Here is a 20,028-nt window from a genome sequence, read left to right on the forward strand (position 1 = left end):
CCGCGAAGACCGCCGTCGATCTCGCGGCGGCGGTCCGACCGACCTCTTTTCTTTCCACCGGAGCCATTTCCTTGAACCGATCGATTTTCAAACGAAGCCTGGCCGTTCTTGCCGCGGTCACCGTGTCCCTGGGCGTGCACGCGCAGGACTTTCCCGGCGGCAAACCCATCACCATCGTCGTGCCCTTCGCCGCGGGCGGCCCCACCGACCGCGTGGCGCGCGACCTCGCCGAAGCGCTGCGCAAGCCGCTCGACGGCGCAACGATCGTGATCGACAACGCCGCCGGCGCGGGCAGCACCATCGGCAATGCGAAGGTCGCCCGCGCCAAGGCCGACGGCTACACGCTGCTGCTCACGCACGTCGGCATGGCCACGACCCCCGTGCTCTATCGCAAGCTGCCCTACAACTACGAGACCGACTTCGAGTACCTGGGCATGATCAACGACGTGCCGATGACCGTGATCGGTAAGCCGCAGCTCGAGGCCAACAGCTTCAAGGAACTGCGGGAGTGGATCGGCAAGAACGCCGGCAAGACCAATCTTGGCAACGCCGGCATCGGTTCGGCCTCGCACCTGTGCGGCCTGTTGTTGCAGAGCGAGCTCAAGGCGGAGATGACCACCGTGCCTTACAAGGGAACGGCACCGGCCATCGCAGACCTGCTCGGCGGCCAGATCGACCTGCTGTGCGATCAGACCACCAACACCACAGGCCAGATCGAAGCCAAGAAGGTCAAGGCCTATGCGGTCACGACGCTCAAGCGCCTGAGCACGCCGGCATTGAAGGATCTGCCCACGCTCGACGAGTCGGGCCTGAAGAGCTTCCAGGTCACGATCTGGCATGGGCTGTATGCGCCCAAGGGCACGCCGGCGCCGGTGCTCAAGAAGCTCAACGACGCATTGAAGGTCGCGCTCAAGGATGCGGAGTTCATCAAGAAGGAGGAAGGCCTGGGCGCGGTGGTCGTGACCGACAAGCGCGTGGAGCCGGCGGAACACAAGAAGTTCGTACAGGCCGAGGTCGCGCGTTTCGGCCCGGTCATCAAGGCTGCGGGCGTGTACGCGGATTGATGGACCCCGGTGATGCACGAGAGAACGCCGATGCAGGGTAATTCCGCCTCGGCGAATCGCGAGGCTCTGCGTACGATCGTCCGCTGTTTACGTATTCGCGCAGCCCTCCGCCCCCCACTCTCGTGTCAATGCTGCTTTCGGCAGGTCGCGCCGTGCTGAAGCTGTCCGCACCGTACCGCCATGGCTTCGCGGGCTCCCCCGACGATCTGCGAGACCAGGCCGTGCTTGCGCGCTTCAAGGGTACGACAACCACCTCGACCACCACCCGCTGGCGCCGCTGGACCGCGGTGGGTGCATGGCTGTGCCTGATCGCCGCGGGCGGTGCGCTGGCGTATCTGATCGGGGAGCGCACGGGCATCCGTGCACTGCAGCAAGGGACGTTGCACCGGCTCGACATCTATTCCACCAGCCTGCGCAGCGAACTCAGCCGCTACGAGTATCTGCCGCAGGTCGTTGCACTCAGCCCCGACGTGCTCGACCTGCTGCGCGCGCCGACCGACCGGACCCTGCAGCTCGAAGCGAACGTGTACCTCGAGACGGTCAATGCGCATGCGCAGGCCTCCGCGGTCTACGTGATGGACACCACGGGCCTTACGCTCGCCGCCAGCAACTGGAACCAGCCAGGCAGCAGCTTCGTGGACATGAACTTCTCCTACCGCCCGTACTTCAAGGACGCGGTGCGCGGCATGCCCGGACGCTTCTATGGGATCGGGACGGTCAGCCGTGAGCCCGGCTACTACTTCTCGCACGGCATCGTCGACGGCAACCGCCAGCTCGGCGTGGCCACCGTCAAGGTCAACCTCGACAAGCTCGATGCCGCATGGTCACGCTCCACCGACAAGGTGCTGGCCATCGATGGGAATGGGGTGGTGTTCCTCGCATCCGAAGCGGCCTGGAAATTCCGCGCCTTGCGTCCGTTGTCGAGCGAAACCCTTCAGCAGCTCGCCCAGACCAGGCAGTACACGGAAGCAGGCGCGCTGCGCCCCATCGACATGCGCGAGCATCGACCGCTGTCGGGTGGTAACGCCATGGTGGTGCAGTTGAACGCCGATGGGCCGCGCCGCTCCGCGACGCAAGAGCCTTTCGGACCCGATTACCTGCTGGACAGTCGCCCCGTCGAAGGCACGGACTGGAAGCTGATCATCCTGTCCGACATGAAGCCCGTGCATGCGATCGCGCGCACATCGGCCGTGGGCACGGCGTTCGCACTGGTGTTCCTCACGCTGCTGGTGCTCTACATCCAGCAGCGCCGGCGCATCGTGCACCAGCGGCTCGCGGCACGAGAGGCGCTGCAAGGCGCCTACGACGAGCTCGAGCAGATGGTGCAGGTCCGCACCGAAGCACTGAGCCATGCCAACGAACACCTGCAGACGGAGATCACGGAGCGCCAGCGCGCCGAGGACATCCTCAAGAGCACGCTGGACGACCTGGTGCAGACCGGCAAGATGGCCGTGCTGGGCCAGATGTCCGCAGGCATCACGCACGAACTCAACCAGCCGCTCGCCGCGCTGCGTACGCTGTCGGCCAATGCCGTCGTTTTTCTCGAGCGCGGACACACCGACCAGGTCGATCTCAACCTTCGCACCATCTGCGACCTGACAGACCGCATGGGCCAGATCACCTCGCAGCTGAAGAAGTTTGCGCGACGGTCGACCGTCCAGCTGCAATCGGTGGCGCTGGCCGACACCGTCGCCGACGCGCTGTTTCTGCTCAGCCAGCGCATCCGCCAGGAGCGCGTCGCGTTGTCGCAGGAGATCGAACCCGGCCTGCATGCCCTGTGCGAAGGCAATCGGCTCGAACAGGTGCTGGTCAACCTGCTGGTGAACGCTTTCGACGCCACGGCCTCCGCGGGCGTCGATCCGCGCTGCGTGCGAGTGGTGGCGCGCAGTGCACCCGACGGTGTCGTGCTCGAAGTTCATGACAACGGTACCGGCATTGCGCCGGACGTCATGCCACGGCTGTTCGAGCCATTTTTCACCACCAAGGAGCAAGGCCTCGGATTGGGCCTCGGCCTGGCCATCTCCGCCGGCATCGTTCGCGACTTCGGTGGACTGCTGCGCGCCGCTCGCAGCGATCTCGGCGGGGCGGTCTTCTCCGTCACGTTGCGAAAAGCAGAGGAACGGACACTTCATGATTGAAACGCGCAACCTCGAAGTTCTCTACGTCGAAGACGATCCGCCCGTGCGCTTGGGCAGCACGCAGGCGCTACAGCTCGCCGGCATTCGCGTCACCGGCTTCGGTTCGGCCGAACAGGTACTTCAGAAGCTGACACCGGGCTTTGCGGGCGTGCTGGTCACGGACGTCAAGCTGCCGGGCATCGACGGCCTGGAGCTGCTTTCACACGCCCTGAAGCTTGATCCGAGCCTGCCTGTGATCCTCGTGACTGGCCATGGCGACATCACGATGGCGGTGCAGGCCATGCGCCTGGGGGCGTACGATTTCCTCGAGAAACCTTTCTCTCCCGACCAGCTGACCGAAGTTGTCCAGCGCGCGCTGGACAAGCGCGCGTTGAGCCTGGAAGTCGAACATCTGCGGCGCAGGATCGCGGGTTTTGAATCGATCGAGGCGAAGCTCATCGGTCGCTCCTCGGCCATGCACAGGTTGCGACGCCTGGTGCTGGACGTGGCCAACTCCGATGCCGACGTCCTGATCCTCGGAGAGACCGGAACGGGCAAGGAACTCGTGGCGCGTTGCCTGCACGATTGCAGTCGGCGCAAGGAAGGCAACTTTGCGGCCATCAACTGCGGCGGCATGCCCGAGGCGTTGTTCGAAAGCGAGATGTTCGGCCACGAGGCAGGCGCCTTCACCGGCGCTGCGAAGCGGCGCATCGGGAAGATCGAACACGCGCGCGGCGGGACGCTGTTTCTCGACGAGATCGAGACGATGCCGATGAACCTGCAGGTCAAGATGCTGCGGTCCCTCCAGGAGCGCCAGTTCGAGCGCCTGGGGTCGAACGAACTGCGACCGATGGACAGCCGGGTCATCGCCGCGACCAAGGCCGACCTGCTGGCCGCAGCGCGCGAAGGCAAGTTCCGCGACGACCTCTACTACCGCCTGGGCGTCGTGGTCTTGAATCTTCCGCCGCTGCGCGAAAGACGCGAGGACATTCCGCTACTGTTCACCCACTTCGCCATGCAGGCCGCGCTGCGCCATGAGCGAGAGCTGCCGGTCGTGGCACCCCACCATCTCGATGCGCTCATGGCGCATGCCTGGCCCGGCAACGTGCGGGAGTTGCGCAACATCGCAGATCGCTTCGTGCTCGGACTGTGGGACGGCAACGAGGCCGCGCGCGGCATGACGCAAGGCGAACGTTCGCTCGATGAGCAGATGGCCCGGTTCGAACGCTACCTGATCCACGAGGCGCTCGAGGCGTGCAACGGCTCGGCCGCGGCCGCGGCAGAGCGGCTGGGCGTGCCACGCAAAACCTTGTACGACAAAATGCGTCGATTGGGCCCTCATGAGCCGATCGAGGCGCGCAGAGCCTGAGTGCGCCACGGCCTGACGGCCGGGGCGCGGGCGCGGCAGCTTCATCTTCTTGAATCGTCAGCATTGCTGCGACCACGAGCGGAAAGCGGCCGGAAAGCCGGACGTTTCGCCCGCACCACCAGGCCACAGCCCCGCTTCGCCGTTGGGCTTGATGTGAGCGAATGCCATCACGCCTTGCTTCACTGACAATCGCGGCATGAGCAACGCCAGCGAAGCCTTCGTCCTCGATCCAAAAAAGACGCGAGACCTCGCGCACCTTCTGTTGGATGCCAAGGGTCAGCTTCTGGTTCGCGATGCCCGCGAGCTTGCGCAGACCACGGCCGAAGAACGGCTGTTGTTTGGGGTACGTCATGGCATCTACGGCTTGCCTACAACGGAACTTCTGAAGTTTCTGCGCGCGCGTCTTGCCGGCCGCAGCGCGATAGAGATCGGTGCGGGTCATGGGATGCTGGCTCAGGCGCTCTCCATCCCCGCCACCGACAACCGCCAGCAGGAAGACCCGACGATCGGCGCGTACTATCAATCGATCGGTCAGCCGACGATTCGCTATGGGAATCACGTCGAAAAACTTGATGCTGAGCATGCGGTCGCCAAGTACCGGCCGCAGGTGGTCATCGCCTGCTGGGTCACGCACCGCTTCGATGAAGCCGCTCCCCAACGAGGGGGGAGCGTCACAGGCGTGGATGAGGCTGCCATCCTCCGAAATTGTGAAGAGTACATCTTCATCGGCAACGAACAGGTACATCGGTGCAAGCCCATCTTGTCGCTTCCGCACGAGAAGATCACGCCGCCCTGGCTGTACTCCCGCGCGCTCAACGGAAGCCCGGATTTCATCGCCATCTGGCGCAACACGTCGCCGTCCATCCCGGCAATGGGCTGAAGCAAGGCGCAATACGGCCCCGGCGAGGCGGCGGCCAGCCATCCGCGCGGGGTGTGTTTGCCCTGAGCAGCGACGGTTCAGTTCAAGGTGCCCAGGTAGGCCGCGATGTCGCGCGCATCCTGCTCTGTCACGCCCATCTCGGGCATGGCCGTGAGCGGATCGACCTCGCGCGTGTGGCGCAGCCAGCGCACCATGTTTTCGGGTGTGTTGGCGAGCCGGCCCGCGATCAGGCCGCGCCCGCCGATGCCGGCCAGCGGCGTGCCGACGTTCGGGTATGAGCCCGTCACGCCGGGAATCGCATGGCAGGCATTGCAGGCGTACTGCGTCAGCGCGGTGCGCCCGCGCAATGCATCGCCTGGCCGCGTGGCGGGACGCCTGGCCAACGCATTGCAGCCGATCGATGCACCTGTCGCCCCGCTGCGCGGCGTGCCGGGCACGAGCTCGAAGGCCGTGGCCTGCGCATAGGCCCGCGGCGTCATGTCGGGCAGCCGCTCGACGAAGGCCACCACGGCCCACAGCTCCTCATCCGAGAGCCGGTATTCCCACGCCGGCATGCCGCTCATCTTGATGCCGTTGCGCGTGAGCCAGTAGAGCTCGCGCGCGCTCCAGCGCTGGCGCGCGTCGACCAGCGGACCGGGCAGCGGCTGCATGCTCTTGCCGATGTCGTCCTGCGCCACGCCCGGCGCGCCATGGCATTGCACGCAGCGCGCGCGATAGCAGGCGGCGCCCTGCGCGAGCTGCCGCGCATCGCCCAGCGGTGGCGCCTCGATGCCGCGCGCGCGCCAGCGCACCGACTGGCGCATCGCGGTCTCGAGCAGCGAATACACGGGTTGCGTGTGCTGCACGTTCGAGGCCACGTCGTAGACGCCGCCCCATACCATGACCGCCGCGCCGATCGCGGCGCCGCCAGCCAGCGCGGCCAGGGTCAGCGCGACGGTCTTGGGCGCATTCATGTGGCGGCATTGTCCGACGCAGGTGCGGGCCGCTCTGTCGGCGCAAACCGCGTCCGCCCCAGCAAGAATCGACCATGCCCCATGCGTCGCCCGCCTGCCCGCCGCCTCGCGCACGCCGCGGCCGCGCCGCGCTGGCCGCGCTCTCGGTGGCGGCCGTCGGGCTCGCGGGCGGCTGCGAACTCTCGGGCCGCGGCCTGCCCGCGTTCGGGCCCACGCCGCTGCCTCACGGCGATGCGCCCGCGGCCCAACGCGAACGCGGGCGCGAACTGCTCGCGCAATACCAGTGCGGCAGCTGCCATGCGATCCCGAAGGTGCCGGCCGCGCGCGCCAGCCTCGCGCCGCCACTCGATGCTTTCGGGCGCCGAAGCTACATCGCGGGCCACCTGCCGAACCGGCCCGAGACGCTCGCGCGCTGGATCGAGGCACCGGCCGCGCTGGTGCCCGGCACCGCGATGCCGTCGATGGGCGTATCGCCGCGCGACGCGCGCGACATGGCGGCCTACCTGCTGGCGCTCGAATGAGCCGTTCCGCCACCGCGCCGCCCTCGCCTTCGGCCTTCGATGCCGCGGGACCGGTGGCCGACATGCTGCTCGAGGTCAGCTGGGTGCTGATCGGCGGCACCGCCGCGATCTTCGTGCTCGTGATGGCGCTGCTCGCGCTCGCGGTGCGCCGCGCGCGCCGGAACGCACCGCGTGCGATGCCGCGCGCGCAGGCCCGGTGGTGGCTCTATGGCGGCGGCCTCGCGTTTCCGGCCGTGGTGCTGGTCGCATTGTTCTTCTACGACGAGCGCCATCGCCCCGCGTGGCGCCCGGTGCCACCGGCCGATGCGCTGGTGATCGGCATCACGGGCCACATGTGGTGGTGGGAGGTGCGCTACCGCGACCCGGCCAGCGGTGCCGAGATCCGCACCGCGAACGAGGTGCGCATACCCGCGGGCCGGCCGGTGTACTTCGGCCTCACGAGCGCCGACGTGATCCATAGCTTCTGGGTGCCCGCGCTCGGCGGCAAGATGGACATGCTGCCGGGCCGCGTACAGCACCTGCTGCTGCAGGCCGACGGGCCCGGCGCCTGGCGCGGCCAATGCGCCGAGTACTGTGGCGAGCAGCACGCGCGCATGGCGCTGCACGTGGTGGCCGAGGAACCCGCGGCCTTCGATGCCTGGCTCGCGGCGCAGGCGCGGCCGGCTGGCACCGACCTGACGGCCAACCTCGCGCGCGGGCGCGACGCCTTCCTCGCGAACCGCTGCAACGCCTGCCACACGGTGCGCGGCGTGAGCGAGGAGAGCCGGCTCGGCCCCGACCTCACGCACGTCGGCAGCCGGCTCTACCTCGGCGCCGGCACCGTGCCCAACACGCCCGACCAGCTCGCGGCCTGGGTCGCGCACACGCAGCAGGCCAAGCCGGGCGCGCGCATGCCTTCCTCCCACGAACGGATCGACGATCCGACGCTGCAATCGATCGCGCGCTGGCTCGCGCAGCTGCAATGAGCACCGCCATGAACGCCCCCCTGGACCCGGTGGCCAACGCGCCGCAACCCGAAGCCGGGCGCGACGCGCTCGAGCGCGCCTGGCGCCCGCCCTCGGGCTGGCGCCGGCTCTCGGCCGTCAACAACACGCAGATCGGCGTGTTCTACATCGCGACCGCGATGCTGTTCTTCGTGCTCGCCGGCGTGCTCGCGCTGGTGATGCGCGCGCAGCTCGCCGTGCCCGACAACGACCTGATCGACCCCAGGACCTACAACCAGCTCTTCACCATGCACGGCACGGTGATGATGTTCCTGTTCGCGGTGCCGATCGTCGAGGCGATCGCGGTCTACTTGCTGCCGGGCATGCTGGGCGCGCGCGACCTGCCCTTTCCGCGCCTGTCGGCCTATGCGTTCTGGGCCTATGCGATCGGCGGCCTGGTGTTCTTCGGCACGCTGTTCTTCGGCGAGGCGCCCGATGGCGGCTGGTTCATGTACCCACCGCTCACCGGCAAGGAGTTCTCGCCGGGGCGCGGCGCCGACTGGTGGCTGCTGGGCATCGGCTTCATCGAGATCTCGGCGATCGCGGGCGCGATCGAGCTGATCATCGGCATCCTGTTCACGCGCGCGCCGGGCATGACGCTCGCGCGCATGCCGATCTTCGCGTGGGCGATGCTGGTCAGCGCGCTGATGATCGTGTTTGCGTTCCCGGCCGTGATCGCGGCCACGCTGCTGCTCGAGATGGAGCGCGCCTTTGACTGGCCCTTCTTCATCGCCGCGCGCGGCGGCGATCCCGTGCTGTGGCAGCACCTGTTCTGGTTCTTCGGCCACCCCGAGGTCTACATCATCTTCCTGCCGGCCGCTGGCCTGGTCTCGATGATGGCCGCCACGCTCGCGGGCACGCCGCTGGTGGGCCACCGCGCGGTGGTGATCGCGCTGATGGCCGTGGGCGCCCTGAGCTTCCTGCTGTGGGTGCACCACATGTTCACGGCCGGCCTGGGGACCTGGTCGCTGCGGCTGGTGTCGGCCGCGAGCTTCGCGGTGGCGCTGCCCAGCGGCCTGCAGGTGTTCTCGTGGATCGCCACCTTCTGGAGCGGCCGCATCCGGCTCGACACGCCCACCCTGTTCCTGCTGGGCTTCCACTTCATCTTCGTGCTGGGCGGACTCACCGGCGTGATGGTGGCGGTGCTGCCCTTCGACTGGCAGGCGCACGACAGCTACTTCATCGTCGCGCACCTGCACTACGTGCTGATCGGCGGCATGGTGTTCCCGGTGTTCGCGGGCCTCTACCACTGGGCGCCGCTGTTCAACGGCCACCGGCTCTCGGAACGGTGCGGGCGCTGGGCCTTCGGCCTGATATTCGGCGGCTTCAACCTCGCCTTCTTCCCGATGCACATCGCGGGCCTGATGGGCATGCCGCGGCGCGTCTACACCTACCCGGGCGACCTCGGATGGAACGCGCTCAACCTGCTGTCGACCATCGGCGCCTTCGTGTTCGCCGCGGGCGTGCTGCTGTTCGTCGTCGACGTGGCGCGCACGCTGCGCAAGCCCGGGCGCGAACACGGCAACCCCTGGAACGCGGGCACGCTCGAATGGCTGCCCGCGCGCGAGTACGCGGTGCGCAGCATTCCCGAGATCGCCTCGCGCTATCCGCTGTGGCGCCGTCCCGCGCTGGCGCGCGAGGTCGAGGAAGGCCGCCACTGGCTGCCGGGCACGGTCTTCGGCGGCCGCGAGACGCTGGTCACGAGCCCGCGCGATGCGCGGCCGCTGCACCTGCTGCGCCTGCCCACCGACGGCTGGTCGCCGCTGGTGGCGGCCGCGGGCACGGCCGGCTTCTTCCTGCTACTGACGGTCGAGCAGGTGCTGCTCGCGGGGCTGTGCGGCGTGCTCGCGGTGGGGGTCATCGTGTTCTGGCTCTGGGGGGCGGACAGCCCGCCGCCCGTGTCCACGGCCGATGTGGGGCATGGCCGACGGCTGCCGGTCGGCGCGGTCGGCCGCGCCTCGCACTCATGGTGGGGCATGGTGGTGCTGGTCGCGGTCGACATGAGCATCTTTGCCTCGCTGCTGTGGGCACACGTGCATGTGTCGATGGCAGCCGAAATCTGCCCGCCGGCCGGTGCCGCGTTGCCGGCGTTGCGCTGGCCCGCCGCGGCCGTGCTGCTGATGCTCGCGGGCTCGCTCGCGCTGGTGTTCGCGACGCGCGGCCTGCGCCATGACGACGCAGCGCGACAACGTGGCCTGCGTTGGCTGGTCATGCTCGCGATGGCCTGTGCGGCCGCGGGCTTCGGCGTCGACCTCTGGAGCCATGCGCAAACCGGCCTCGATCCGCGCGCGCAGGCATGGAGCGCGAGCGTGGCGATGCTGCTGGGCTACCAGGGCTTCCACCTCGCGGTGCTGCTGTTGATGGGAGGCTATGTGCTCGCGCGCTCGTGGAGCGGCCGGCTTCGCACCGATGCGCGCGCGACGATCGACAACACGCAGCCGCTGTGGCATGGCGCGAGCGCGCAGACGGCGATCGGCGCGCTCGCGGTGCAATGGATGCCGCTGCTCGCGACGTGAAGCAGCGCAGCAACGGTCCGCATCGATGTGGATCGGCTCGCGCGAGGAATGCGGAATCTCTGCCGCGCCGCGCTTCCTGTGTAACCACTCTGCGTTGAGCCAGGGACGTCTGAGCGTCGAAACCCTACCCATACTTGATCGAGTCGTCTTGATTCGATATGATTTACTTATGACTCAATCTGCATCGACCAAGGTGATCACGGCCCACGTGTCGACTGAACTCGCAGACCAGATCGACGGCTACGCTGCGGAACTCGATCGATCGCGCGCGTGGGTGGTCAAACAGGCGCTTTCGGCATGGGTCGAGCAGGAGAACGAGCGCCGGCGCCTCACCTTGGAAGGTCTTGCCGACATCAGAGCAGGACGCACCGTGGAGCATGGTGAGGTTCATCGGTGGGCGCAATCCTTGGGGACTGCCCAGCCGTTGCCTGTTCCGAAATCCAGGTAATGGAAGTCCGTTGGACCTCGAAGGCGTTGTCCGACCTCCAGCGCCTGCATGAATTTCTCGAGCCGGCCAACCCGGACGCCGCAGCGCGCACGGTGCAGATGCTCGCAGCGGCGCCGGCTACCCTGCTGGCGAATCCTCGCATCGGCCGTCTGCTCGAAGGCTTTCAGCCGCACGAAGTCCGACGCCTGCTGGTGGGAACTTACGAACTCCGCTGCCACATTGATGCGGACACGATCTACATCGTTCGCATGTTTCATACTCGCGAAGATCGCTAGCCTCCAAATTGCCGGCATATCCCAAGCAGCGGACTTGCCCGCCGAAATCGAACTGACGGCAGGTGCGCGCTGGAAGACTCGTATCTCACGGAGGAGATTGCCTCCACGGTATGACTCGTTGGCCTGCAAAAAACTTGACGGGTTGTACGAAAAAAACCGGCCCATCTTTGTCCACCGGCTGGACATCCAGAGGTGACCGATGAGGAACTCGAAGCCGCCTTCACGAATGCTGCCGAGCGACTGCATGCCCTCCGCATCATGTGCACGCTACCTTTCGACGACGACAAGCTACGGGCATGAGGTGCAGAGCGATCCCCTCCGAGGTACAACCTGAAATCCCGGCAACATCCCCTATGTGTCCGATGGATGGGCATGCGCTGAGCGCGCAGTCTCAGAGGCGAAGGAGTCCGACAGAGTCCATCTAGGTGCCATAGACCAGACGTTGCCTGGCGCTCGACAAAAATACCCGCGCGGGGGAGCCCGGCGGGCGAAGTGCAGCCGAGGCTGCTTGAGGAGACGACCTGAAGTTACAAGGCCGACTCTCTCGCTGTCAAGCAGCGAGCGATGCAAATCCCCACAAAATCCCCACAGGAAATGCATGCAGACAATGCTGTATTTGGGCTTGAAGTCCGGCCAGCTCGGTGCATTGCGCGGTCTTCCGCCAGAGGCAGGGTGATGCGAACTCGCTACCCGTTCCGGGACCATTGCTGTGCGCCTCAATGGTTCCTCCGTGAAGCTGAGCCACGCTTCGAGCCACGGCCAAACCTATGCCAAGCCCTCCTTCCGAGCGGTGCCGAGTGGCATCGATCTGGGAGAACAGGTCGAAGATGTCTGCGAGACGGTTGGCGGGAATGCCTGCCCCGTTGTCTTTGACCTTTATGACCGCGGCTCTTCCTTCAACGCTGATGCTCGCTACGAGCTTGCCAGTTGTGGGCGTGTATTTCGATGCGTTGAGAAGCAGGTTGGAAACCGCTTGCACCAACCGGCGCACGTCACCCCGGACCATGACACTCTCATGGGGCAAATGCTTCTTGTAGGTCTGCGATCGTGACTCGATCGAATTTCTAACCATGTCTGATGCCAGCTCGACGACCTGTCTTAGGTCGCACAGCGTCATGCCAAGCTTGAGATCACCGCGCGCGATCTCTCCGAGATCGCTGAGGTCGGTGATAAGCGCCTCCTGATGCGTGATCTGCCGGTCAATCATGTCGAGAGCGCTGGTCACGTCGTCCTTGCCTGGCGCCATGCGAGCCAGTCGGACGGCGAGACGCATGGGCGAAAGAGCATTGCGTAGTTCGTGCGCGAGGATGGCCATGAACTCGTCCTTCCGCCGAGCCGCATTTCCCGCAGCAGTCCGAGCCCGAACTTCATGGGAGATGTCTCGAAACAAGAGTGCAACCTGCCGTTCGATGGGGCGGCCTACCCGGAACGCGAACACGTCATACCAGCGGTCCAGTGCCTCTGCCTGATGCTCGAATCTGGTCGGCACCCCGGTTTGCGCGACGCGTCCGTAGGTTCGGCCCAGAACGGTTCGTGTGCCGGCGCGAGCTCGTACATCCGCCTTCCGATTGCCTGGCGCAGCCCGGTCTCCGTCTCGAATCTCCGATTCACTTCCAAGAACGTGTAGTCGACCCCCACTCCCTGGTCGTTGAAGATCGGTCGAATGACACAGAACCCTTCGTCGATGAATTCGGCCAGAGTTCGGTACTTGGACGGCGCATCCTAATTGAGGGGCAGCGAATCGGCTGGGTGTCCGCTTCCGGCCCGCGGTGGCTCGACCTGTGGACTTGGATTCATTGCTTCTCCTGGACAGTAACGTTCAGCAGCCTCGACGCCGACGTCCAGGGCTGCAAGCAAAGCCCATGCAAAACCCGCATGTTACGCTGGACCGCCATAGCGTAGGCGCCGCGCAGCACGCGCAGAGTGTCGGCGCGGTCGACCGGCGGGCCGACACCGTCGGAGTGTCGTCCAGACCCTGGCAGCGATGGTCTCTCTCCCGCCGAATCTGAAAATTGTTTCTCTGCGTATCAGCGTGGCGTCCCTGCGAGAGGTATTCCGCTTCTCCAGAACTTTGAAGACGCGGGAGACCCATGAAAGCTTCGATCCGCCTCGCGCGCCAACCCTGGATGTTCGGCGCCCTGCTCGGCAGCGCCGCGGCCTGGTCCCAACCCGTGCACCTGCCACCGATCGAGGTCAGCGGCCCGCGCGACGCGGCCATCGGCACGGCCGACAGCGCGAGCGAAGGCGCGGTGGAGAAAGCCTCTTTCCAGGCCCGCCCCAAACTGCGCCCGGGCGACATCGTCGAGGCCGTGCCGGGCGTGGTCGCCACCCAGCACTCGGGCGACGGCAAGGCCAACCAGTACTTCCTGCGCGGCTTCAACCTCGACCACGGCACCGACTTCGCGGTCACGGTCGACGGCATGCCGGTCAACATGCCTTCGCACGGCCACGGCCAGGGCTTCGCGGACCTCAACTTCCTGATCCCCGACCTGGTCTCGGGCGTGCGCTACCGCAAGGGCCCCTACTTCGCCGATGGCGGCGACTTCGCGCTCGCGGGCAGTGCCTCGCTCGACTACGTGAGCGCGCTCGACGCGCCCTTCACCGAAGTCACGCTGGGCGCCAACAACTTCCGCCGCCTGCTCGCGGCAGGCTCGCGCACCGTGCAGGACCAGACCTGGCTCGGTGCCATCGAGCTCGAAGGCAACAACGGACCCTGGGACACGCCCGAGCGACTGCGCAAGCTGAACGCGGTACTGCGCTATTCGCAAGGCTCGCCGGTGCGCGGCTTCAGCCTCACGGCCATGGCCTACCAGAGCCGCTGGAATTCGACCGACCAGATCCCCGAGCGCCTGGTCGACAGCGGCGAGCTCTCGCGCTTCGGCTCGCTCAACACCACCGATGGCGGCAGGACACGGCGCATCAGCCTGTCGGGCAAGTGGTTCGACAACAGCCCCGAGGGGCAGACGCAACTCAGTGGCTATGTCATCGACTACCGCTTCGGCCTGTTCTCGGACTTCACCTATTTCCTCAACAACCCCGAGCAGGGCGACCAGTTCGAGCAGACCGACCGCCGTCGGGTCTTCGGGCTGCAGGGCACGCACAGCCGGCCAAATCAGATCGGCGGGCTGGACGGCGTGTTGAGCTTCGGCGGCAGCTGGCGCGGTGACCGCATCGGCGAGGTCGGGCTCTACAACACCGTGGCCCGCGAACGGATCTCGACCGTACGCAACGACAAGGTGCAACAGGACCTGTTCTCCGTGCACGCCCAGCAGCTCGTGAACCTCAGCGAGCGCTGGCGCGGCTACGTGGGCCTGCGCGGCGACCTGCTGCGCTACGGCGTGCAGGGGCGCGAACCGCTCTACGGCCCGATCAACAGCGGACGCGGCCACGATTCGCTCGTGAGCCCCAAGGCCGGCCTGGCCTTCACCGTGACACCGGCCCACGAGCTGTATCTCAACCTGGGCACCGGCTTCCACAGCAACGACGTGCGCGGCGCGACGATCAACGTCGACCCGATGAGCGGCCTGCCCGCCGAGCGCGTGCCCGCGCTCGTGAAGGGGCGCGGCGCCGAGATCGGCTGGCGCTTCCAGCCCGATGAAGACTTCAGCCTCACCACGGCGCTGTGGCAGCTGCGGCTCGACTCGGAGCTGGTCTATGTCGGCGATGCGGGCACCACCGAACCCGGCCGCGCCAGCAGCCGCCGCGGCATCGAAGCCACGCTGCGCTGGAAGCTCGGTTCGCGCTGGCGCTTCGAGGCCGATGCGGCGATCTCGCGCGCGCGCTTCCGGGGCCTGGCGCCCGAGGGCGAAGGCAACCACATCGACAACGCGGTGGAGCGCGTGTTCGCCGCGGGCGTCATCTACACGGAAGGCCCGCTGACGGCCTCGCTTCGCCTGCGCTACATGGGCCCGCGCGCGCTCGACACGCTCAACACGGTGCGCTCGCGCGCCACCACGCTGCTGAACTTCGGCGCGCGCTACGCAGTGAACAAGCAGCTCACCTTGGGCCTCGACGTGTTCAACCTCGCGGGCCGCAAGGGCAACGACATCGAATACTTCTACGCCTCGTGCAGCGCGGGCGAAGTAGCGCGCGGTGCCTGCGGCGACGGCATCGATGGGCGCCACATCCATCCGATGGAGCCGCGCAGCGCGCGGGTCAGCGCGCGCTGGACCTTCTAGATCGGACGCCCCCGCTCAAGCGAACGGCAGGATCTTCACGTCGAACACGCGCTCGCAGAACCAGATGGCCGCCACCGCCACGGCCACGACCGAGCCGCCGCGCAGCACCACCGGCGCATAGCCGCGCCAGCCGCGCAGCGACAGCAGCACGACCAGCGCCACGGCCACCACCATGAGCTGGCCCGCTTCGACGCCGAGGTTGAACTGCAGCAGCGCGAGCACGAAGCCGCGCAGCGGCAGCTCGAGTTCGCCGAGCGCGCCCGCGAAGCCGAAGCCATGGATCAGGCCGAACAGGAAGCTGAAGAGCTTGCGCCGGCCACGCAGCAGCGGCCGCAGGTTGTCCACGGCCGCGAGGATGATCGTGATCGCGATGCCCGGCTCGACGATGCGCGGCGACAGGCTCACGATCTTGAGCCCGGCCAGCGCCAGCGTGATCGAGTGCGCGATGGTGAACATGGTGACGATGCCCAGCATCGGCCAGATCGCGTCGCGCCAATGCCTCACCGGTGTCCAGCCGCCATCGCCGCGCCGCAGCAGTACCGCGGGCAGCAACAGGCACAGCAGGAACAGGATGTGGTCGTAGCCGATCAGGATGTGATGGATGCCGTCGCGGAAGAAGCCGGGGCTGTCGCTCTCGGCGTTCGGGGCAGGCGTGGAAGATCCCGCCGCCGCGCCCGGCCATGGCAACGTCACGCTGCCGGCCGCGGGATCGAGCGAGTGCACGGCGGGCGAAGCGCCGCCGTCCGAAGCCAAGCGCAGCAGTCCCCGGTGCGTCGGATCGATCTCGCGAAACAGCCGGTAGTCGATCTCTAGCGCGGGCCCCGTATCGCAGCGCGCGTGCAGTTGCAGCACGAGGTAGGCACCGTCGACGCGGTCCTCGACTGCCGGCGGCCGCGTCTCGGCCAGTGCGCAGCGTCCCTGCTGCAGCTGGAGCCGCGCGAGCGCGTAGGCGCGGATGTCGTCGAGCCGCGCGCGCAACTCGCCCCAGCGCAGTTGGCGGTCGCCGTCGCGGTCGAGCTCGAGCGTCGCGTCGAGATCGCGCAGCGCGATGTCCCAGCGCAGGTCGACGCCCTCGGCATCGCGCTGGATCTGCAGGTAGGCATCGCTGGCCTTGTGGGCGCGCGCGGCGCTCGGCGCGAGCGCCAGCAGCAGCGCCAGCACGAACAGCAAGGCGGAGGCCAGCCCGATGCGGCGTGGCTCAGGGAATGGCATCGACACGGGCGTCCTTCAGTCCGATCTCGCGCATCAGCGCCCTCGCCTCCTCGCGCGCGGCCGCATCGCCGGCGGCCGAGGCCGCGCGCGCGAACACCAGCAGGTCGACCGGCTCGCGCTGCAGGCGCAGGTTGAGGCGCGCCAGCTCGACGGCGCGCTTCGCATCGCCCTGCACATCGAGCGCGAACATCGCCTCCTCGCGCGCATGCTGCGCGGTGGTGCCGGGGCGCAGTGCCGCGGCCTTGAAGCGTTCGCGCAGTTCCTCGGCCTCGGGGGCCACTGCACGCGGCGCTGGCCGCGGGTCCGGATGCGTGCGCGCGATGGCCAGCCGCAGCAGCACCGCATCGCTGCGCGCTTCCTTCGCGAGCAGTGACGGGATCTCGCCGGACCGCCCGGCACGCTGCAGGAAATCGCTGTACGCCAGCAGCAGATAGCCGGAGCGCTCGGCCGCGAGCGCCTTGCGGTAGGCGGCATCCGCCTCGGCGGGCCGCCCCGCGAGTTCCTCGATCTCGGCGATCGAGGTCCACAGCCACTGCCGCGTTGCGGCCTGCGGCGCGCCGGCCAGCGCGGGGTCGGCCAGCAGGCCTCGCAATGCATCGCGCGCGGCGGCATGGTTGCCGCGCAGGCCCGCGTTCTCCGCGAGGCAGGCCACGCCATAGAGCGCCGGGCCGACGCGGCCCAGCGCGCGGCAGGCGGCATCGGATTCGTCGTAGCGCCCGCGCACGCGCAGCACGGTCGCGAGCGTGATCCAGCCCTGGGGATCGGCGGGCCGGCGCGCGAGCGCGGCCTTCAAGAGGGACTCGGCGCCGTCGAAATCGTGCAGGAACTGGGCCACGGTGGCGCGCATCACGAGCACCGCGGGCGGCGTCCGGGCGATGGGCGTGGCGTCCCAGGCCTGCAACGCGGCCGCGGCCTGGCCGGCGTAGCGCGCGTCGCCCTGCGAGCGCGCGAGGTCGAGGTAGGCGGTCGCGGCCTCGATCGCGGTGGCCTCGTCGCCGGGCCGCTGCGCCAGTTCGCGGCGCAGCTTGCGCTGCGCATCGAGCCAGCCGGCGATCGCGGGCAGCTTCTCGACCACCTCGTCGTCGCTGGCCGGCACCCGTGGCGCCGCGAGCGCGGCGCCGGCCGCGGCCAGCGACAGGAGCAGTGCCGCCGCGGACCGCTGCGCCAGCCTCATTGCGTGGCGACGGGGTCCTTGGTCTCCGACGTCGGCGCCGGGTCGAAGGCGGCCACGTTGGCCGGCTCCGCCGTGTCGAGCACCGAGGCGACCAGCGACTGCACGTAGGCGATGAAGCTGTCGTACGCGTCGGCCTGCGGCGGCGGGTTCTCGGGCGGGTTGTTGCCGCTCACCGGCGGGAACGGATAGAACGCGGCGCCACCGCCGCCGCCCCCGCCGCAGCCGGCGAGGAAAGCGGCCACCAGCAGCAGGCCGGCGATGCGAGGAATGTTGCGGTTCATGCCGGCATCCTCCTCAGCGCGCGGCCGAGGCCGAGGTCGAACCCGGCAGCGGCGTGTTCAGGTACGGGAAGGCATCGGGGAACTCCGTGGGGCTCTGCGCCGCGCCGTCGGTCAGAGGGGCACTACCCGCGGGCGCGTCGGCCGGCTTGCAGCCGACCTTGAGCGTGTCGCTGGCACCGGTGGCCACGCACAGCACGCCCATCGCCACGCGCAGTTCGGCATCGACCACGTCGTCGCCCGGCCGGCGTCCGTTCGGGAAGCCCGCGAGGTCGTTGCCGAGCACGCCGAGGTTGCTCTGGTTCGCCTTGATCGTGGGCGCGATCGAGGTGTTCAGCCGCAGCATCTCCGAGGCCTTGACGTTGGCCGGCTTGTTCACCCCCTCGACGCCCGTGAGGAAGGCCGCGACCAGGTCGGTGCGCGGGAAGTTCGTGGGCGCGGGCGCCTGGAACAGCGTCTGCACCAGCGCCGGCAGGGTCGGGTTGGTCACGTAGTCGGCGAACTGCGCGTCGTCCTGCGGCTTGGAGCTGTTGAAGCGATCCTTGTCCTTCAGGCCGATCACCACCTCGTTGACCAGCGGCATGCCCAGGCGCGAGACCTGGGCCCAGGCACCGCCGTTGATCGCGGTCGTGCCATGGCCGCTCTTGGGCGGGCTGGCGATCAGTCGGCCCTGGCGCACGCTGGCCGTGGTCCAGCCGCCCACGATCGGCTGGCCGGCCGTGGTGATGCACGAGATCGGCACCTCGAGCGCCAGCGTCGTCACGTTCTTGCCGGCCAGCGCGTCGGGGTTGGCCGAGCTCGAGCCCACCGGATTGAGGTTGATCAGGTCGAACACCTGGCCCAGGGCCACGCTGAACGGGTCCTTGCGCTGGCCGACGAACACGCGGCCCTGCGTGGCGCAGCCCGGGATGTTGACCGTGTAGAGATGCTGGTTGGCATAGCTGGCGTAGCCGGTCGGGCCGCCGAAGGTCTTGTCGCCGATGTTGTCGGTGGGCTTGTCGAACTCGGTGCCGCCGCCGGCCTTGGTCACGGCCTCCACCTTGCCCTTGCGGCGGTCGCCGCGCACGATGTTCAGCGTGTAGGTCTCGCGCAGGTTGCTCGTGGCCTGGTTCGGCGCGCTGATGCCGCCGGCCTGCACCAGCGGGATCGACACCTGCTTGCCCGCGATCGGCAGCTGGATGTCGCGCAGCGTGTTCTTGAACCTGAACTGGAAGGTGATGTCCTCGACTGCGTTGCCGTCGGTGTCGAGGTGGATCTCGTACAGGCCGTTCGGGTCCATGGTGAAGTAGTTCGGGCCGCCGTACGGGCTCTGGTCGGGCTGATAGTTGGCGATCAGCGTCACGAAGTCCTGGCGGCCGGCTTCGTAGCTGCGGAACATGTAGAAGTCGGTGGCATCGAGCTTGGGCATGCCCGCGATCGACGGTGCCTCGCGGTGGCTGGATGCGATGGCACCCACGGCGGTCACGGCACTGAGCACGAGGACACAGGCCCTTGCGGGCGGTAGGGAGAATCTCATCGGCATCACCTCGGTGTAAATGGTGGATTCGGCAGGCACGACTCGTCCGACGCGAACGTCGGCTCTGGATGAGTACGGGCCGCAAGTTCAACCGGATGCGATTTTTTTACCGAGGGTTTTCACCATGCCCGGGCGCCGTCTATGCACCGGCAAAGCGCCTCGAGAGGCAGGCTACGTCGCGTCAAGTTCAATCCATTCACATCGGCTTCGCCAAGCAAATCCCGGAGGCCAGCAACCGCCGGTCGTTCCTCTTTTCTTCGTGGACACACGCAGGCCGCACAAAGAAAAGCGCCCGGCAGAAGCCGAGCGCAAGCCCGTTAGCTGTCACACTTTTGGGTACGAGAAGCATGGCGCGATGTCATGGGCCACGGCGTCGGAAAAAGAAGAAGCGTACTGTCGGAAAAGTTCGAACCGGCTAGCAGCCAGCTGGGACTAACCGCGGGACTTGACAGTGCCAAGGGCACAGGCTCGCGCTACGCAGTCGCCACGATGCCGGATTCATGCCCATGCGGCGCGCTCACCATCCTCATCCACCTTTTCAGGG

At 67.7% G+C, this 20,028-nt stretch carries 17 protein-coding genes; 10 read left to right on the top strand and 7 right to left on the bottom strand.

What is annotated here, in order from left to right; genetic code table 11:
* Positions 1–71 precede the first annotated feature (71 nt).
* From ACEN9J_RS37315 to ACEN9J_RS37330, 4 genes are all read left to right on the top strand, one after another.
* Positions 72–1,064: a tripartite tricarboxylate transporter substrate-binding protein gene (locus ACEN9J_RS37315; protein ID WP_413764901.1), complete on the top strand. Its 993-nt coding sequence runs from the start codon at positions 72–74 to the stop codon at positions 1,062–1,064.
* 152 nt (positions 1,065–1,216) lie between these two features.
* Positions 1,217–3,202, top strand: coding sequence for a sensor histidine kinase (locus ACEN9J_RS37320; RefSeq protein WP_413764902.1), 1,986 nt, complete (start codon positions 1,217–1,219; stop codon positions 3,200–3,202).
* Complete coding sequence (locus ACEN9J_RS37325; RefSeq protein WP_296732729.1) at positions 3,195–4,550, top strand: sigma-54-dependent transcriptional regulator; 1,356 nt, start codon at positions 3,195–3,197, stop codon at positions 4,548–4,550. Before ACEN9J_RS37320 ends, ACEN9J_RS37325 begins: the two co-directional genes overlap by 8 nt.
* A 196-nt stretch (positions 4,551–4,746) precedes the next feature.
* The gene (locus ACEN9J_RS37330; protein WP_296732726.1) at positions 4,747–5,430 is read left to right on the top strand and encodes a hypothetical protein; all 684 of its coding nucleotides are present in this window, start codon (positions 4,747–4,749) and stop codon (positions 5,428–5,430) included.
* 77 nt (positions 5,431–5,507) lie between these two features.
* Here the strand turns inward: ACEN9J_RS37330 and ACEN9J_RS37335 are convergent, their stop codons facing one another.
* A complete protein-coding gene (locus ACEN9J_RS37335; RefSeq protein ID WP_261218019.1) occupies positions 5,508–6,383 on the bottom strand; it encodes a c-type cytochrome in 876 nt (291 codons plus the stop codon).
* 74 nt (positions 6,384–6,457) lie between these two features.
* Between ACEN9J_RS37335 and ACEN9J_RS37340 the strand changes: the two genes are divergently transcribed.
* The 5 genes from ACEN9J_RS37340 (at position 6,458) to ACEN9J_RS37360 (ending at position 11,126) form a co-directional block, all read left to right on the top strand.
* Entirely contained in the window at positions 6,458–6,904 is a 447-nt protein-coding gene (locus tag ACEN9J_RS37340) for a c-type cytochrome (protein ID WP_296732724.1), read from the top strand.
* Entirely contained in the window at positions 6,901–7,869 is a 969-nt protein-coding gene (coxB, locus tag ACEN9J_RS37345; RefSeq protein ID WP_413764903.1) for a cytochrome c oxidase subunit II, read from the top strand. The genes ACEN9J_RS37340 and coxB overlap by 4 nt, the downstream gene beginning before the upstream one ends.
* Positions 7,870–7,877: 8 nt before the next feature.
* Complete coding sequence (ctaD, locus tag ACEN9J_RS37350; RefSeq protein WP_413764904.1) at positions 7,878–10,403, top strand: cytochrome c oxidase subunit I; 2,526 nt, start codon at positions 7,878–7,880, stop codon at positions 10,401–10,403.
* A 169-nt stretch (positions 10,404–10,572) separates the two neighbouring features.
* Positions 10,573–10,851, top strand: coding sequence for a CopG family ribbon-helix-helix protein (locus ACEN9J_RS37355; protein ID WP_057597130.1), 279 nt, complete (start codon positions 10,573–10,575; stop codon positions 10,849–10,851).
* A complete protein-coding gene (locus tag ACEN9J_RS37360) occupies positions 10,851–11,126 on the top strand; it encodes a type II toxin-antitoxin system RelE/ParE family toxin (RefSeq protein WP_413764905.1) in 276 nt (91 codons plus the stop codon). The genes ACEN9J_RS37355 and ACEN9J_RS37360 overlap by 1 nt, the downstream gene beginning before the upstream one ends.
* Positions 11,127–11,676: 550 nt before the next feature.
* On the opposite strand, the gene ACEN9J_RS37365 is transcribed toward ACEN9J_RS37360, so the two are convergent.
* Together ACEN9J_RS37365 and ACEN9J_RS37370 are read right to left on the bottom strand one after the other, a co-directional pair.
* Positions 11,677–12,441, bottom strand: a complete 765-nt coding sequence (locus tag ACEN9J_RS37365) for a sensor histidine kinase (protein WP_261218025.1) — start codon at positions 12,439–12,441, stop codon at positions 11,677–11,679.
* Positions 12,442–12,545: 104 nt separating this feature from the next.
* Positions 12,546–12,824: a hypothetical protein gene (locus tag ACEN9J_RS37370; protein WP_413765704.1), complete on the bottom strand. Its 279-nt coding sequence runs from the start codon at positions 12,822–12,824 to the stop codon at positions 12,546–12,548.
* A gap of 392 nt (positions 12,825–13,216) precedes the next feature.
* Here ACEN9J_RS37370 and ACEN9J_RS37375 point away from each other — a divergent pair, with 392 nt between their 5' ends.
* A complete protein-coding gene (locus ACEN9J_RS37375; protein WP_413764906.1) occupies positions 13,217–15,304 on the top strand; it encodes a TonB-dependent receptor in 2,088 nt (695 codons plus the stop codon).
* Between the two features lie 15 nt (positions 15,305–15,319).
* Here the strand turns inward: ACEN9J_RS37375 and ACEN9J_RS37380 are convergent, their stop codons facing one another.
* The 4 genes from ACEN9J_RS37380 to ACEN9J_RS37395 are packed head-to-tail and all read right to left on the bottom strand — an operon-like array spanning position 15,320 to position 19,484.
* A complete protein-coding gene (locus ACEN9J_RS37380; protein ID WP_413764907.1) occupies positions 15,320–16,516 on the bottom strand; it encodes a HupE/UreJ family protein in 1,197 nt (398 codons plus the stop codon).
* Positions 16,503–17,690, bottom strand: coding sequence for a hypothetical protein (locus tag ACEN9J_RS37385; RefSeq protein WP_413764908.1), 1,188 nt, complete (start codon positions 17,688–17,690; stop codon positions 16,503–16,505). Before ACEN9J_RS37385 ends, ACEN9J_RS37380 begins: the two co-directional genes overlap by 14 nt.
* On the bottom strand, positions 17,687–17,971 hold the full coding sequence (locus tag ACEN9J_RS37390) for a hypothetical protein (RefSeq protein WP_057591434.1): 285 nt from the start codon (positions 17,969–17,971) through the stop codon (positions 17,687–17,689). The genes ACEN9J_RS37385 and ACEN9J_RS37390 overlap by 4 nt, the downstream gene beginning before the upstream one ends.
* 13 nt (positions 17,972–17,984) lie before the next feature.
* Positions 17,985–19,484 carry a DUF4331 domain-containing protein gene (locus tag ACEN9J_RS37395; RefSeq protein WP_413764909.1) on the bottom strand — a complete coding sequence of 500 codons (1,500 nt, stop codon included), beginning with the start codon at positions 19,482–19,484 and terminating at the stop codon, positions 17,985–17,987.
* Between the last annotated feature and the right edge of the window lie 544 nt (positions 19,485–20,028).

Origin of the sequence: Variovorax sp. Varisp41, from assembly GCF_047325085.1 — a bacterium.
Classification (GTDB): domain Bacteria; phylum Pseudomonadota; class Gammaproteobacteria; order Burkholderiales; family Burkholderiaceae_C; genus Variovorax.

Coding starts and splice junctions, on each gene's coding strand:
- ACEN9J_RS37325 (WP_296732729.1), top strand. CDS start 3,195: ATGATTGAAACGCGCAACCTCGAAGTTCTCTACGTCGAAGACGATCCG.
- ACEN9J_RS37330 (WP_296732726.1), top strand. CDS start 4,747: ATGAGCAACGCCAGCGAAGCCTTCGTCCTCGATCCAAAAAAGACGCGA.
- ACEN9J_RS37335 (WP_261218019.1), bottom strand. CDS start 6,383: ATGAATGCGCCCAAGACCGTCGCGCTGACCCTGGCCGCGCTGGCTGGC.
- ACEN9J_RS37340 (WP_296732724.1), top strand. CDS start 6,458: ATGCCCCATGCGTCGCCCGCCTGCCCGCCGCCTCGCGCACGCCGCGGC.
- coxB (WP_413764903.1), top strand. CDS start 6,901: ATGAGCCGTTCCGCCACCGCGCCGCCCTCGCCTTCGGCCTTCGATGCC.
- ctaD (WP_413764904.1), top strand. CDS start 7,878: ATGAACGCCCCCCTGGACCCGGTGGCCAACGCGCCGCAACCCGAAGCC.
- ACEN9J_RS37355 (WP_057597130.1), top strand. CDS start 10,573: ATGACTCAATCTGCATCGACCAAGGTGATCACGGCCCACGTGTCGACT.
- ACEN9J_RS37360 (WP_413764905.1), top strand. CDS start 10,851: ATGGAAGTCCGTTGGACCTCGAAGGCGTTGTCCGACCTCCAGCGCCTG.
- ACEN9J_RS37365 (WP_261218025.1), bottom strand. CDS start 12,441: ATGGCCATCCTCGCGCACGAACTACGCAATGCTCTTTCGCCCATGCGT.
- ACEN9J_RS37375 (WP_413764906.1), top strand. CDS start 13,217: ATGAAAGCTTCGATCCGCCTCGCGCGCCAACCCTGGATGTTCGGCGCC.
- ACEN9J_RS37380 (WP_413764907.1), bottom strand. CDS start 16,516: ATGCCATTCCCTGAGCCACGCCGCATCGGGCTGGCCTCCGCCTTGCTG.
- ACEN9J_RS37385 (WP_413764908.1), bottom strand. CDS start 17,690: ATGAGGCTGGCGCAGCGGTCCGCGGCGGCACTGCTCCTGTCGCTGGCC.
- ACEN9J_RS37390 (WP_057591434.1), bottom strand. CDS start 17,971: ATGAACCGCAACATTCCTCGCATCGCCGGCCTGCTGCTGGTGGCCGCT.
- ACEN9J_RS37395 (WP_413764909.1), bottom strand. CDS start 19,484: ATGAGATTCTCCCTACCGCCCGCAAGGGCCTGTGTCCTCGTGCTCAGT.